Genomic DNA, 14514 nt, shown 5'->3' with positions numbered 1-14514 from the left:
CCAACTGACGGTATTTCAGGAATATATTGAAGAAGCCCAAACGATTTATCTGGAAGATATCCGCGAAGGGAACCCACAAGCTTTTACCCGAAAAAGGAAAACGACCCCGCTCACATTGATGCTTCAAATGTTTGCGCAAAAGGGGAACTCCCAATTTTGTGAACTATTAAATTTCTACGATAATCAGAGGAAACCGCTCGACATTTCGACCGTCGCTTTTTATAAGGTCCGAATGAACTATAACCCCAAAGCTATCCGGTTGATGATGACTGACTACATGTCCATGATTTATGAAGAAAACGATGACCAATTGGTCAAGCTGAACGGCTACATTGTCACCGCGATAGACGGCTCTGACATCATCCTGCCCTCCACGGAGGAAAACGCCAAGAAATATGGTGTGGCTCTTAATGCAAAGGCATCCGCCAATCCGGTGATGGCCTCCGTCTCCTTGCTTTATGATTGTATCAACAAATTGGTGATTGACACGTTTGTCGGTCCGTACAAGAGCAGCGAGCGCGATTCGGCTTCGCAGCACCTCCACGTATTGAAAGAAACGCTGCGGCAACCAACCATTACCGTGTTTGATCGCGGCTATTTTTCGTTGCGCCTGGTTCATCAACTGATTCAGGACGGGCAGAAATTTGTGATGAGAATGGATCACCAGAAATTAAAACGATATTCCAGTCAGCTATCTGTCGGGCAAGATAAAACCTTTGAAGTCACCTTTGACAGAGCCCAGACAGACGACTACCGGAATGACCGAATTTTCCGGGCGACCTTGATGAGCACGGTTTATCCCTTGCGTTTTGTAAAAATCCCGCTTCGCAAGCAGGATAGCGAGAAGATAGAGGACGAAGTCCTTTTGACGAACCTAACACCCGCAGAATTTTCATCCGACGACTTGAATGAAGTGTACCGATTGAGATGGGGAATCGAAACTGCCTACAACGTACTGAAAAACCGGATGAAGTTAGAGGAGTTCAGTGGCATTCGGGAACGGCTGATTCTTCAGGACATTTATTGTAGTGTTTGGTTGTACAACCTGACAATGCTTCATTTAATCGAAGTGAGCGAAACAAGAGCAATCCCCCAAGAGCGTTATAAATATGAAATGAAGCAAAATCTCAGCATCGCTATCGGAATCGTGAAAACCTATTTCATACGATCGTTCATGAGTGAAACACGCGAACAACGGAGAGAAAGTTTTGAACAAATGAGTGCGTTGCTTACCAAGCACCTTGTCCCCGTCCGCCCACATAGGGCGGCCAAAAGGAAGACTCCGGTGAACAAATCCAGACGATCTTATCGTTACACATATTAACTTGGATTCCCTATAAAATTACAACGGGGATCATTTAAAGCTTGATAAATCAAGGTTTCCCTGTTGAACCACGTTATAATAATCCGGGGATGAAGTTATTAGGGCGACTTTCTTCATGGAGTTGCCTTGCTTCGTCGTGCTTTGGATTGTCAGAAAAGAAAGAGACAGTGGAAATGAGAGAATTTATCTCCCATTTCCACTGTCTCTTATTTGTCAATATCCTTAAGTTAATGACATTGACAGTCAACTGCGTTCCGTATTCTTCAATGAATCATGTGCCATTAAACCCTTGCTTGGTGCATTCCGCTTGCGGATTTGTCCGAAACTAGTCGACTGCCGCAGTGATGATGGAAGCTTCCCTGATTTCTTCTGCTTGTTTTGGTTTCTTTGCCCTTTGAATTTTCTTTCCGGTGAAATAACGGACAACGGATTCCCATTTTATGAAGTTTTTCATATTGATGCTCCCTCCTTCACGATAAAACGCACGTCCTACTGGTCAACGATAAATCATGTACAAAGCTTCCCCTAGACGGTTCAGCGTGTCTTCGATCACTCTGGTCGGCGCCGCAAGATTGATGCGCTCATAGCCTTCGCCCTCTTCCCCAAAGATGTAGCCTTCATCGGTAAAGAACTGCGCTTCCTCGCGCATGAACCGTTCCAATTCTTCCGCCGATAATCCCAGCGCTTTGAAGTTTACCCATTGCAGATAAGTCCCCTCTACCAAGGGTGCGGTTATTTTAGGGAAATTAGCGGCGAAGAAATCGCGCACCAGATGTTGGTTCCTGTCGATGACCGGAATCAGATGATCGAGCCACTGTTCCGCCTCATTATAGGCGATCCGGCAGCCTTCCAGCCCCAACGTCCCCACCATACCGCAGGAGACACTTCCGAGCGCATCGGACATTTTCTTCCGCAAAGTCTCGTTTTTGATGATGATATTGGAAGTGCACAGCCCAGCCAGATTGAATGTTTTGGAGGGCGACGTGCAGGTAATCGTCCTTTCCGCCACCGCATGGGAAAGCGTCTGGAAAACCTTATGTTCGTAGCCAGGCATGGTCAAGTCATGATGGATTTCATCTGCGACAATGATCATGTCATAACGAAGGACGATATCCGCTAAACGCCCCAGCTCTTCTTCCGTCCACACCCTTCCGACTGGATTATGCGGGCTGCAGAAAATGATCAGTTTATTCTCTTTCTTACGGCAGAGGTGCTCAAGCCCTTTGAAGTCGATCGTGTATTCGTCAGCGCGATTCAAGAGCGGATTCCGGACGACTTTCCGCCCCGCATTTTCGATGGCTCCAAAGAAAGGATAATAGACCGGCGTCATGATGATGACCCCCTCACCCGGCTGGGTATAGGCCCTGACCGCTGCATAAAATGCAGAAACGACACCAGGACTGGTCAGGATCCATTCCTTTTCCACTTCAAAACTATGCCGACGCCGTTGCCAGTCGATGACTGCTTGGTAATACCCTTCGGTGGGTACACTGTAGCCCAATACGTTGTCTTCCAAATATTCCTGCAGCCCTTTGGTGATCTCAGGCGCAGTCCTGAACTCCATATCCGCAACCGTAAGAGGCACCACATCATCCGCTACATCCGGCATCCATTGATACATCTGTTGCCACTTCACGGAGCCTTTGTCTTTTCTGCTGATGATCGATTCGAAATCATATATTTTTTTGTTTCCTTCAATCTCCATTCCATACACCATATTATCTCTCCCTTCCCACTCGTGTAAGTTTTAATCACACAAGAGTCGGATCAACACCTCGTTTTCGGGTGCATTTCAATTACGACACTAACTATAAGGGGTTTTTTGGCCAATGTCTAATTTACCATAACAAATCCGGTCACAAAACCTCACATGACATTAAACTCCATCCCCAAGCCCTTATGCAATCACTGTTTTTATGTGTCGCTTTTCCTCACATGTTCATTCGCTGAAAAATAAATATAAAAGCCCCAGATGCGCTTTATTCACGCATCCGGGGCTTTGAAAGCATTCTAGCTTGATTCTTATTTACTTGAATTCAATGAAGAGGTAAAGATCCCCTCCGGTGAAATCGGCTGTGCGTTCCAAGGAATTGACCAAAATATTCATTCTGATCTGATCATTTTCAGTAGTGATCGTCGCATCCTCGACCGTCAAGTTTCCTTTATCGAAGCCGGAAGTTGCGGCCTCATCGAAAATCACATCATACAATTCTTTTGTATCGTAAGCGAGCAACTCATCCCCTGCCGCATCCTTCAGCGTGAGCACATAATAGTCATCCACTATTTTTTTCTCCAGCAGATAGGATTGCCCATTGGCCTCAAAATCTGTGTTTTCCAACGAACCCGGTTCCGCTACTGAGTAATAGAGATACTGGTGGAGCATAATATCGAAGCCTGATATCCCGACTACAGGATCGGCATCCCAATTCAGGTAGACGAATTCGCCTTCACCTTGCGGATAATCCGTTTCGGAGTAGGTCATGTCAAAACCGTAGGTGTCAGTGAAATCACTGTAGACATTGAAGTCGCTCGGCAGGTAGGCCACCTCTTTGTTGTAGCCCATGTTGTCGATGTAGGAAGCGACCTTAGTGATGACGATCTTATCGCTGAGGGAAACATCACTTTTCGGAACGATGGCGTTGTCCACCAGCATATCATTTTCTATTAATTTACGTTCCAAAAAGCTGATTTGGTTGTTCTTGCTGACGGTAAAGGCATCGATTGGCGGGATGATGGAAATGGCCGACAATGTAAGCAAGGCGATGGCGATCAAGCCGTTATGCTTCGGTTTCATGAAACTGAAGATCACACCGGCTATCGTCGCGAAGATGCCGAATAGGATGACATAATAGCGGCCATGCGTGACGCCCATCTCCCTGATTTTCAGGAAGGAGGCGATGGTCTGGAAAACGACGATCGGAATCAGGATTTTAGGGAAAATCTTGCGGAACAGATCGGCAAATTTATTCTTGATATTGCAGGCGAGGATATAGACGATGATGACGATGATCGCATAGGAAACAAGCAACGGCTCCAAAAGATTGTCTGTCCAGAATTCCCCTCCGATATTCATGACGACATAGATCACGAGAATCAAAGTATAGATGGCCGTCAAAGGGATGATGATGTAGGAAATCAGAATTTCCAGGAAGCGCGGCACCATAAATTGGCGGTCCAGCGTTTCCCCGCGCTTCGCCCACGCCTCATCCGGTATCATTTCTTCGCGTTTGCCCGGATAAAGCGGCGTCATCGACAAGAAATAGATCGGCGCGAACAAGGAACCGACGATATTCATAAGATGCGTGAGAATTTTGAAATCAAGATTGAAGAGCAGGTAATCAGTAGCATAAAAAATGGCACTGATACCGGCTGTCAATACTGCTGAAAAAAGCACGGTCGTAAAGAAGGCCTTCAGAGCCGATAAGAAACTCCGGTGGAAAGGCACCTTCACACTTTTGATCGATGGTATCCAAATAAAAGCAATCATAAGAGCGAACAGCGCCACACCGGTTTTGACGCTGATGGCGATGTTATACAGTGTCTGCGGTCCGACCGCGAAGTAATAGCCGGTCGTAAGCAGCACCGCTCCGCCCATCAGCAGATAGCGGGCATTCAGTTGCGTAAAGAAACGTTCATAAACCATTTGGCCGACGATGCTCAGCATGGCTCCCACCAAAAAAGTGAACAGATAGCGGGCATAATCCTCGCGTGGGTTTTCAATCATGAAGCTGTTCAACACTGCGACCGCGATCAAAAAAAGCACGGTCAGTGGATAACGACTGATGGAACGCCCCATTCCTTTATAGGCTTTCCAAAATGCGTCTTTGAATTTCATTTTTGCCACTCCCTTCAGGCATTCGGATGATAGTATAGCATCCTCTTTTTCCGCGACTTCCCCCTTCCTGCACCTATCCTTTGCACCCGCACTAATGCTATTGCATTCCCGATGAAATCGCACAGTTTGCTTATCTTAATTATGGGTATCCAGGAGCACCTTTGTCAAATTTTGCGGTGCCTTGAAGGGGGGCGTGCCAAATAATCCTTCACTCAAAAAAGAGCATAGCTTTCCGCTATGCCCTTCTTGCTTATTATTTGAATGGCCCCGTCTTCGCATCCTTCATCGCCAATTGGATATAGTCGATGGAAGCATTTAGTTTGGCGGTTTCCCACTCATCCAAAGCGACCCCGAATTGTTTTTCCACGCCGTTCCGGCCAATCAGGCACGGCATGCTCAAAGCCACATCGCCGTCATGGCCGTACTGCCCGCGCAGAATCGTGCAGACCGGGTGGATGCTCTTTTCATCCAATAGGACCGCTTGCGCCAAAGTGATGGCGGATTGCGCAACCCCGGCATTCGTCCAGCCTTTCCCATTCAGCACATCATAGGCCGACTTCACTACCGCTGCCCCGATCGCTTCCGGATCCAACGTCTCCACTTCCGGGAAATAAGTTCCGAACTCATCATAGCGGATGCCGTTTATGGCCAAACGGCTCACCACCGGGAAGGCGGTAAAGCCGTGCTCGCCCATCATATAGCCAGTCACGCTCTTAGGATCCACACCATAACGTTGCGAGATCACTTTCCGCAGACGTGCCGAGTCCAGCATCGTGCCGGTCCCAAAGATCCGGCCTTCCGGATAGTCGAATTCGCTGGCTGCGATATAAGTCACCGTGTCCAATGGATTCGTGATCAGAATGATGATCGCTTCTTTCGTATATTTGGTGATGCCGGCCATCACTTCGCGGATGACCGCCGCGTTTTTACCGGTCAAAGAGGCGCGATCCGGGATGGCATCCGGATTGTTGTCATCCTTCAGGACACTCGGGCCGGCAGCGATGATAATGACATCCGCATCCGCGCAATCGGAGTAATCCCCGGCATGTACATCCACATTGGACATATAGGTCAACGCGGTCGCATGCGCCTGATCCAAAGCCTCTCCATGGGCAACATTCTCCAGGATATCGATCGTGGCAATTTCCGCAAATAATCTCAATTTCATCGCATCCGCCAACACATACGAGCCTACGTGACCCACGCCCACCACAACAAGTTTATTTTTATGCATCTTTTCCCCTCCAGTTCTCATCATACTTTCATCTTAGCATCTTTTCGGCGGTTTATCATAAGTATTTCGCGAATGATATCAAGTCAGGATGCCGGCTTGCAATAATCCGCCGGTCCGAGTACTATGGAAGCAACATCACCCAAGAGGAGCATACGTTAAATGGAAAAGTTTGTGGAAGCTTTAAAACAAAAAATTCGCAGTAAAGAGGGTTTGTCGCCAAAGATGCAGGACATACTGGATGCTTGCGTCGTGCTTTTCTCGACGAAAGGATTTTCCAACACCAGCACAAAGGATATCGCAAAAGCAGCCAATGTTGCCGAAGGGACCATCTACAAGCATTTCGGGACCAAGGAAAACTTGCTTTACGCTACGATTTTCCCGATTCTGCGCGATATCATCTCAGCTGAGGCACTCACCCAAGTGCAGCAGTTCCGCAATTCTGCAGAGAATGCCCCATTTGAGCGGTTCGTGGAATTCATTGTGCGCAAGGATGTTATGATGCCGGAAGAACATTTCCAATCCGGCAAAATTTTTATCAGCGAAATGATGTACGACAAACAGCGTTACAAAGAATTCATCAGCATGATCCCAAAGGACTTGATAGAAGGCATCTATGCGATCCTCGACGGCTACAAAGACAAAAACGAAATCGTCGATTGGCCTAATCCAGTCATTTGGCAATTCATCATGAGCATCCTGTTCGGCAATCACTTGACCCACTACGTCCTTTTCACGGATGCGAAGCGCGACAAAGAAGCCGAAATCGCTTATCTGACCAAACAGATCGTCAAAGGCCTCAGTCCCGATAAGCAGTAGCATTGACAGCCCGTTCCCGAATCGCTATACTTGACTAATCACACGGTGAGTAAATACTCACTCATCGGCATTTATTTTAAAATAATAAGGAGGCATCCCCTAACTATGGCTTTTGTCGAACTAAAAAATCTGAATAAATTTTACCCAATCAGCGGATCGGAAGATTTCCAGGCACTCAAGGACGTCAACCTTTCCTTGGATAAAGGCGAATTGGTCTCAATCGTCGGCGAGTCAGGCAGCGGTAAATCAACCTTGATGAATCTGTTGGGCGGTCTGGACAGCCAGTTCTCAGGCGAAATAACCATTGACGGCCAAAACATGAGCACGTTCAAGGAAAAAGATTTCGTGAATTACCACAAAGAAAAGATCGGCTTCGTTTTCCAGAGTTTCAATCTTGTTTCCCACCTGAGCGTGCTGGATAACGTCACATTGGCGATGACGCTTTCGAACGTCGACAAAAAAACGCGGGTCGCAAGGGCGAGAGAAGTCCTGAAGCAGCTTGGCCTTGACGACCAATACAAAAAGAAACCCAGCCAGTTATCCGGCGGGCAAAAGCAACGTGTGGCAATCGCCCGCGCGTTGGTCAACGACCCGGATATCATCATTGCCGATGAACCTACCGGAGCCTTGGACTCACAGACGACAGACCAGGTTTTGGACATCATTCAGGACATCGCCAAAACCGGCAAGTTGGTCATCATGGTCACCCACTCGGAGAAAGTAGCGGCCCGTTCCACGCGTGTCGTCACGATCGATGACGGAAAAATCATCGGCGATATCCATCAAGGCGAAATCGCCTTGCACGAGAATGCGTTTGAACTGCAGCAAAAAAGCAAGAGCAAAAACCTCACTTTTTTTGCGGCGATCCGTTTGGCCCTTCTTAATATGAAGGAAAAGTTGGCCCGAAACATCCTGATCGCGCTTGGCGGCAGCATCGGCATCATGAGCATCATCGTGATGCTGTCCTTGGGCGAAGGCGTCAATGATTATCTGACCGAAACGATGAACGCAAACGTCAATCCGCTCGTCAGTGAAGTGCGGATGCCAATCGTCATCGAAACCAACAATAGCGAGAACGCCGATTCATCCATGATGATCAGGACTCCTGCCGGGGCAGAAATCCCTGCCGGATCCGCGCCATCGGGTCCGCCTGCCGGGGTGACGCAATCCGATCCGTTCGGAGAAGAGAACCTGGAGGAATTGCGGAACATCCCGCATGTGGCAGAAGTCAATCTGGCCTACTCTTCGCTTACGATCGGCAGCGACAACGTCATCTATGAAGGTGAAAAATATGCCTTCATGAACTTCGGGACAACCTCCGGCATGACCGATTCCAACATCCTCTATGGGGCTTTCCCTGAAGAAGGCGAAATCCTGATCACAGAAGGTGTCGCCAACCAGCTGGCTGGCACTGCGGAAGAAGCCATCGGCAAAGAAGTCACCGTGGATGTTACCATAGACGGTGAATCGTTGGAAAAAAATTATGTCATCAGCGGCATCTATTCAGCCGGCCAAGCCATCGGAGCGTTCGAATCTGTTTATATGTCAACCGAATCCTTCGAGACCTTGACCGCAGAAAACAATCTGGACGTGGAGCCGAATGTTGTCTACTTGGTATCCGACGATCCTGAAAATACCCAAGCCATCAAAGATGAAGTGGCCGCTTTGGGTTACCGCGGTTCATCAGCGGATGCCCTGGCTTCCACTTTCACGCAGATGCTGGATATCTTCACCTACATCCTTTCCGGGGTTGCCGGCATTTCCTTGTTCGTTTCCGCCATCATGATTTTGACGGTGCTCTACATCAGCGTTGTCGAACGCACACAGGAAATCGGCGTCATCAAAGCGATCGGCGGCCGGAAGAAAGATATCCGCCGCATCTTCGTTTCCGAGTCCTTCCTGATCGGTCTGTTCAGCGGATTGCTGGGCGTAGGCATCGCCTACCTCATCACCGTTGTCGGAAACATTGTTGTGGAGAAACTGTTTGATACGGCAATCCTGAATATGACACCGGCGTTCGCGGTATTCGGCATCGTCACCAGCGTGATCATCAGCATGGTAGCCGGCCTGATGCCTGCCCAAAAAGCAGCCCGCCTCGACCCAGTAGAAGCCCTAAGACACGATTAAAAAAACAGGATGTGATGAATCCTGAGCTCAGAGTTTGAGCACTAACGAGGTTCAGGACCAAGCAGCCCGCTTTTGGCTGCTTGGTCCTGAACAGCGTTAGGCGGAGAACTCTAGGATTCAGAACTCAACTACAGGATATGATGGATTGCGGGTAGGGGGGCGAGCACTACAATAAACCAAAAGAAGCAACCGGATTTTTTCGGCTGCTTCTTTTGGTTTATTCCGCAAGCCGGATTTGCGCATAAAAGGCGTTCATCTGATCGGCCAATTCATTTTCCTGCATTTCATGGAAGACGCTCATCACGTTGTATAGGTAACGCAACAACCAATCAAACGCGTCCTTCTTCAAGGTAATACCTTCCTTCGCTTCTTCCTCTATCTCTTTGTGCAACGCATCAACCCAATGATCCCCCAAGACGATCCGCACCCGTTGAAACTGCTCACGGAAAAGCTGCTCAGTGGAAATTTCGCCTTCCCCTGGCATCCATTTGTTCCGGTTTGCACTGCGGTAATACCGGGGGATGAAATGCTTGAAATAAGGATCGGATTGCTGCAGCAGGAAGAAGGCTGCTTCATATTTCCGATCGGCTATGTAGCTGTCCAGTAAATAGGAAACCAAAATATCCCGAAAATCGATCGACAGTTTACGGACAACCAAATCCTTATAAGTATCGTTAACGGGCACAAGGTCCAACTTGCTGTATAAAGGCTGCCGGCTTGCGCCAACCACCAATTCTTCACGTTCCAGAAGTTTATGCGCTTCTTCTTTCGCCCTGCCATGCATACCACGGGAACGAAAAACAACGAAACGGACCCATTTCAGCAACGCGCCTTCTTCGGCAGTCAGCTGAATGTCCGGATTACCGTCCAAAACCGCCGCAAAATTCTCCAATTTCCGTACGGTATCCGCATAATCATGACGCTGCCACTGGATGTAGCTCGTCTCTTCTTTTTCATAGCGGAAGCTGATAAAAATCATCTGCAGCCACAGTTTCTTTATGTCAGAATAACTGACGCGATAATGTAACTGTTGCCGCAACACTTCTTCCATCTGAGTTTTGATTCGGATCGGCTCCCAGTCCGACCCGATTGCCTCGGATTCAAACAACTGAACGAGTTCAATCGCCTTCCTGACATTATATTTATTTTCTGCCATTAATTTATTTACAATAGGTCTGAGAATGAGGTGCGACAACTTCGCTTGATTCCTGAAATAGGGGAAAATAAGATAATCTTCATTCATTCTTTTCCGCAAAATCCCCGCATGCAAGGGTTGGTGTCCGAGGGGCCCGATTATCGGTGAAAAGTCTTTCAGCTCATACTCCCCCTCCATGAATTCCAGATTCGCATGACTGAAAGGATATCCGGCTGGAAAATTCTGTTTGTAATAGAAGAGATACCACTCATGCGCTTCTTGTTCGTTCAGCAACAGCCGATCCACAGAAATTTCCTCTTCGGCAAACCGCTTCGCGAAACGTTGTGCTTCATGGGATAATCGATAGTATTGTTGCGTATGCAGGAAATCATGCAACGTATGCTCTGTCACCGCGATTTTGTCAGCCAGCACATAATCATAAATCGCGCAGTAATACTCAAAAAACAGATCGTAATCACCTTTCATCTTTTGCACCTCCGGACCGTAATCCCTTACAATTCTAAGTCCATTTTACCATATTGCTCATAAAACGAAGAAAGAAAGGCCGTGCACCCGACAAACCAGCTACCCAATACTGAAAATTGTTAGATTACCTGAAAGCTGAAACAAACATCCTACATAGAATTTATTGAAATTTATACAAATTCCGTTCAGTTGATATAAAAATGTTCAGTTATTTAATGACGTTTTCACGTGATGGTGCTATACTATACATGAAATGACGTTCGTCATATCTGCATACAAACATGCTACAGCACCCGAGGATTCCCAATGTATAAGGATTTTACCGAAAGAACCCCTTCCCTTTATTTCCCGTCCATCACTTTTTGATCAGAAGAAATACCAGCATCCAAAAAAACAAATATTTTTACATCAGCTATATTGCGAATTTAAGGTGTTTATTTTCATCCAAAACACTTATAAACAAACTCCCAAGTGTAATTAACTGTAGTTATTTTGTTTCCCCCTCTATTTTTAATAAACAAATCCAGAGCTTTTGTCCATTATGTACCAGTAGCCAATTCGGTTTTCTCCGGAACGAAAATCCATGTTGAAGCGGCCATTAAATTGTATGCCAAAAATGGATAGTGACCCCTTTAGCCTGATACTTTTTTGCAATCGGCCTCGTTTGGGAGGAGCAAAGCCGATTCCTTAATCCATCTGCTTTAATGGCAAAATATTTGCCCCCTGTGTCGCATCAACAAATTGGTTTCGTTAACGGCAACATACTTTGTGCAATAAACTTATCATCATTAGCCAACAGTTTGTACATGTCAGATTAAATTACATACATGTTACAAACAAGCCTTTTTATGACAAGGATTAAATTTTTATATTTCGCTAAAATATACTAGACAAACAATAAAAATAGTATATTATTATTGTTATTGGCTCGTTCGGATGATATGGAATTTGAGTCAATTAATTTTCAAATTGTCGAACCGTTGCTATCAGATAGATTACGTTAGGAGGATTACTATGTACACCATGTCCAACATAAAAAACCTCTCCTTGAAGATTGTACTCGCCGAAAAGAATACAATCACAGCCGCCCAACCTACAAACTACCAAAAATTCCCTTATGTTAAACTTTTCTACGTTACATCAGGGGATGTTTCTTTAATAATGAAAGAAACGACGGAAAAGCTTTCAAAAGATCAGTTGATCTTATTGAATCCAAATGTAGAGTACTATTGGGACCTGACAGGAGATAAAGCAGCAGAGATCATCGAAGTCGGTATCCACGGTCTTGAGTTCTCAAAAATCGGGGATGCAGAAAGCGATTTCTCTTATTACCGCCACAACGACGGTGAAAAAGAAACCGCAACCTTCCTGAATTTATTGCTGGATGAAATGAGCACACGCAACCAAGGCTACGAAGAGGTCAGCAAACGCTTCGTCGAGATCATCCTGATCCACTTGTTGCGTCTGGAAGAATTCTCGATCCGGAACTCACTGAACAAAAAGAACCACAAAGAAATCCAAACGGTCAAGAATTACATGAAAGTGAACTACCACAAGAACATCACTTTGGATGACTTGGTGGATCTAGTCCACATCAACAAATTCTACTTGATCCGTATCTTCAAGCAGGAAGTCGGCATGTCGCCGATCGACTACTTGATCCATATCCGTATCGATGAAGCGCAAAAAATGTTGCGCAACACCAATATCGCAATCGCCGATATTGCACACTTGGTTGGCTTCCAGTCTCCGTCACACTTCTCGAAAACATTCCGGGAATTGTCGAACTGCACGCCTTCACAGTACCGTCGTCAAGGAAACCAATAACACAAAAAGAAGAAGCCGTTGTTTATGCGGCTTCTTCTTTTTGTTCATTCAATGCCCGCAAATAGTTTGCCGCCTCGCGCGGTTTGCGGAAATGATGGACCGTAATGCCGTCAGGCTCCTGATCCAACAAAGCGATCAAACCCGGGCGGTTGTTTTTATTGAAGTTCCAAATGAATTTAATAAATTCCCAATCAAAGCGCTCCGGGCAGCCTTCCCCCATATCGGGACGGGTCCGTTTGCGGTTCGAAACGATCCGCTTCAACGCGCGGTAAAGGCACACCCTTCTTGGGTAGTCGAAAAGGAAGACCGTATCCGCACGCTCCAGTCTGATCGGCAGGCTCCGTTGGTAATTGCCGTCGATTATCCAGTTCTCTTCTTTGACCAGTTCTTTTTGGATCCGGTCTTGTTCCGCATCAGAGCGCAATTCCCAATCAGGCAGCCAATACATTTTATCGAGATGATGCAACGGATTGCCAGTCAATTGCTGCAGCTTGCGTGAAAAAGTGGACTTCCCCGATCCGCTGCAGCCGATGACGACGATCCGTTTCATTGCCTTCTCACTCCCGCTGTCCTTCATCTTTGCCAAACCGATCCCTCCTTTTGAACGAGATTCCCTCTTCTATCGCTCAGTTTACCACAGCAGAAATGCAGTGAACAGTAACTGATACGTCGCCGCAACTCATGGTATACTGAAGCTACAGAACTTGAAAGGAACGATGCGGATGATACGCAAAGCAAAAAAAGAGGACTGTCCTGAATTGTATGATCTGATCCACGAAATCTTTGTGGATATGGAATTGCCCCTGCTCGATTTGCTGGAGCCGGATGTCCTGAAAACCGCGATGGTCCGGGCCATGCATGAGGACGTCTACCGGTTCAGTTACCGGAATGGCCTTGTCTATGAAGAAAATGGCGAAATTCTCGGCTGTTGTTTCGGCTATCCGGGAGCGTCCGAACCTATCATCGATGCCGCACTCCAGACCGCTTTCGATAAGATGTACATCACGGCAGCCAGGCTTTTCCCTGATAGCGAAACATTTGCCGGAGAATGGTATCTGGATTCCATCGTGACGAAGCAGTCAGCCCGCGGAAAAGGCGTCGCTTACCAATTGCTGCAAGCACTGCCGACACTCGCCTCGGCCGCGGGTGAAACCGTCATCGGCCTGAATTGCGAAAAAGACAATCTACAGGCAAAAAAACTCTATGAGAAAGTCGGCTTCAGGACAGTTTCCGAACGGACTTTGAGCGGGCATGTCTATGACCATATGCAATGGGACCTCAAAGGAATATCCTTTATCAAATAAAAAATCAGTCGCCGTTTGTAAAGCAGTCCCGCTATTTATTTAAAAATAATGAAAAAAATATTATAAATAAAGCACATGTGTTTTGCAAGACATTCCTACACAATATTGCAAAGAAAAAGTACACACCTTTGCGCCTGAAATTTTTCTCTGATTATTTTGGTCTTGATAGAGCGTTTTTGAGCCGGAAGCTCTCTCCGGTGAAGCTTAGAATGTGTGCGTGATGAATCAAGCGGTCCACCAATGCCGCCGTCAAACGTGTATCGATAAACACCTTATTCCATTGGCTGAACTCCAAATTACTGGTGATGATGATACTTTTCGTTTCATACCAATCACTGATCAGCTGGAAGAGTAACTCGGCACCTTCCTTAGTGAACGGCACATAGCCCATCTCATCTAGGATAACCAACTTCACCTTGTCAAAAC

At 46.7% G+C, this 14514-nt stretch carries 12 protein-coding genes; 5 read left to right on the top strand and 7 right to left on the bottom strand.

The annotated features are described in order from the left end of the window. Positions 1-4 precede the first annotated feature (4 nt). Complete coding sequence (locus BM184_RS14605) at positions 5-1324, top strand: IS4 family transposase (RefSeq protein ID WP_093365084.1); 1320 nt, start codon at positions 5-7, stop codon at positions 1322-1324. Positions 1325-1649: 325 nt separating this feature from the next. On the opposite strand, the gene BM184_RS15655 is transcribed toward BM184_RS14605, so the two are convergent. From BM184_RS15655 to BM184_RS14590, 4 genes are all read right to left on the bottom strand, one after another. Continuing rightward, positions 1650-1778 (bottom strand): hypothetical protein, encoded by a 129-nt coding sequence (locus BM184_RS15655; protein ID WP_256213173.1) that lies wholly within the window; start codon positions 1776-1778, stop codon positions 1650-1652. Between the two features lie 42 nt (positions 1779-1820). After that, complete coding sequence (locus tag BM184_RS14600; protein WP_218151057.1) at positions 1821-3041, bottom strand: MalY/PatB family protein; 1221 nt, start codon at positions 3039-3041, stop codon at positions 1821-1823. 309 nt (positions 3042-3350) lie between these two features. Then, entirely contained in the window at positions 3351-5159 is a 1809-nt protein-coding gene (locus BM184_RS14595; RefSeq protein ID WP_086944001.1) for a DUF4153 domain-containing protein, read from the bottom strand. Between the two features lie 253 nt (positions 5160-5412). Then, positions 5413-6393, bottom strand: coding sequence for a lactate/malate family dehydrogenase (locus tag BM184_RS14590; protein ID WP_086944000.1), 981 nt, complete (start codon positions 6391-6393; stop codon positions 5413-5415). Positions 6394-6552: 159 nt separating this feature from the next. Here BM184_RS14590 and BM184_RS14585 point away from each other — a divergent pair, with 159 nt between their 5' ends. Then, complete coding sequence (locus BM184_RS14585) at positions 6553-7209, top strand: TetR/AcrR family transcriptional regulator (RefSeq protein ID WP_086943999.1); 657 nt, start codon at positions 6553-6555, stop codon at positions 7207-7209. Between the two features lie 105 nt (positions 7210-7314). Further along, complete coding sequence (locus tag BM184_RS14580; RefSeq protein WP_086943998.1) at positions 7315-9336, top strand: ABC transporter ATP-binding protein/permease; 2022 nt, start codon at positions 7315-7317, stop codon at positions 9334-9336. 217 nt (positions 9337-9553) lie between these two features. On the opposite strand, the gene BM184_RS14575 is transcribed toward BM184_RS14580, so the two are convergent. Then, positions 9554-10957: a hypothetical protein gene (locus BM184_RS14575; RefSeq protein ID WP_086943997.1), complete on the bottom strand. Its 1404-nt coding sequence runs from the start codon at positions 10955-10957 to the stop codon at positions 9554-9556. A gap of 1014 nt (positions 10958-11971) precedes the next feature. Here BM184_RS14575 and BM184_RS14570 point away from each other — a divergent pair. After that, complete coding sequence (locus tag BM184_RS14570; protein ID WP_159072203.1) at positions 11972-12784, top strand: AraC family transcriptional regulator; 813 nt, start codon at positions 11972-11974, stop codon at positions 12782-12784. Positions 12785-12806: 22 nt separating this feature from the next. Here BM184_RS14570 and BM184_RS14565 read toward each other — a convergent pair whose 3' ends face one another. Then, positions 12807-13370, bottom strand: coding sequence for a P-loop NTPase family protein (locus BM184_RS14565; protein ID WP_086943996.1), 564 nt, complete (start codon positions 13368-13370; stop codon positions 12807-12809). Positions 13371-13506: 136 nt separating this feature from the next. On the opposite strand from BM184_RS14565, the gene BM184_RS14560 reads away from it, so the two are divergent. Further along, positions 13507-14088 carry a GNAT family N-acetyltransferase gene (locus BM184_RS14560; protein WP_177208694.1) on the top strand — a complete coding sequence of 194 codons (582 nt, stop codon included), beginning with the start codon at positions 13507-13509 and terminating at the stop codon, positions 14086-14088. Positions 14089-14239: 151 nt separating this feature from the next. Here BM184_RS14560 and BM184_RS14555 read toward each other — a convergent pair. Further along, positions 14240-14514 (bottom strand): ATP-binding protein (locus tag BM184_RS14555; RefSeq protein WP_177208693.1); only part of this gene is annotated, 275 nt, incomplete at its 5' end.

The sequence above is a fragment of the Trichococcus pasteurii genome (genome assembly GCF_900112935.1).
GTDB lineage: Bacteria > Bacillota > Bacilli > Lactobacillales > Aerococcaceae > Trichococcus > Trichococcus pasteurii.
The sequence above is the reverse complement of the archived record's forward strand: the minus strand, read 5'-3'. Positions and strand labels throughout refer to the sequence as shown.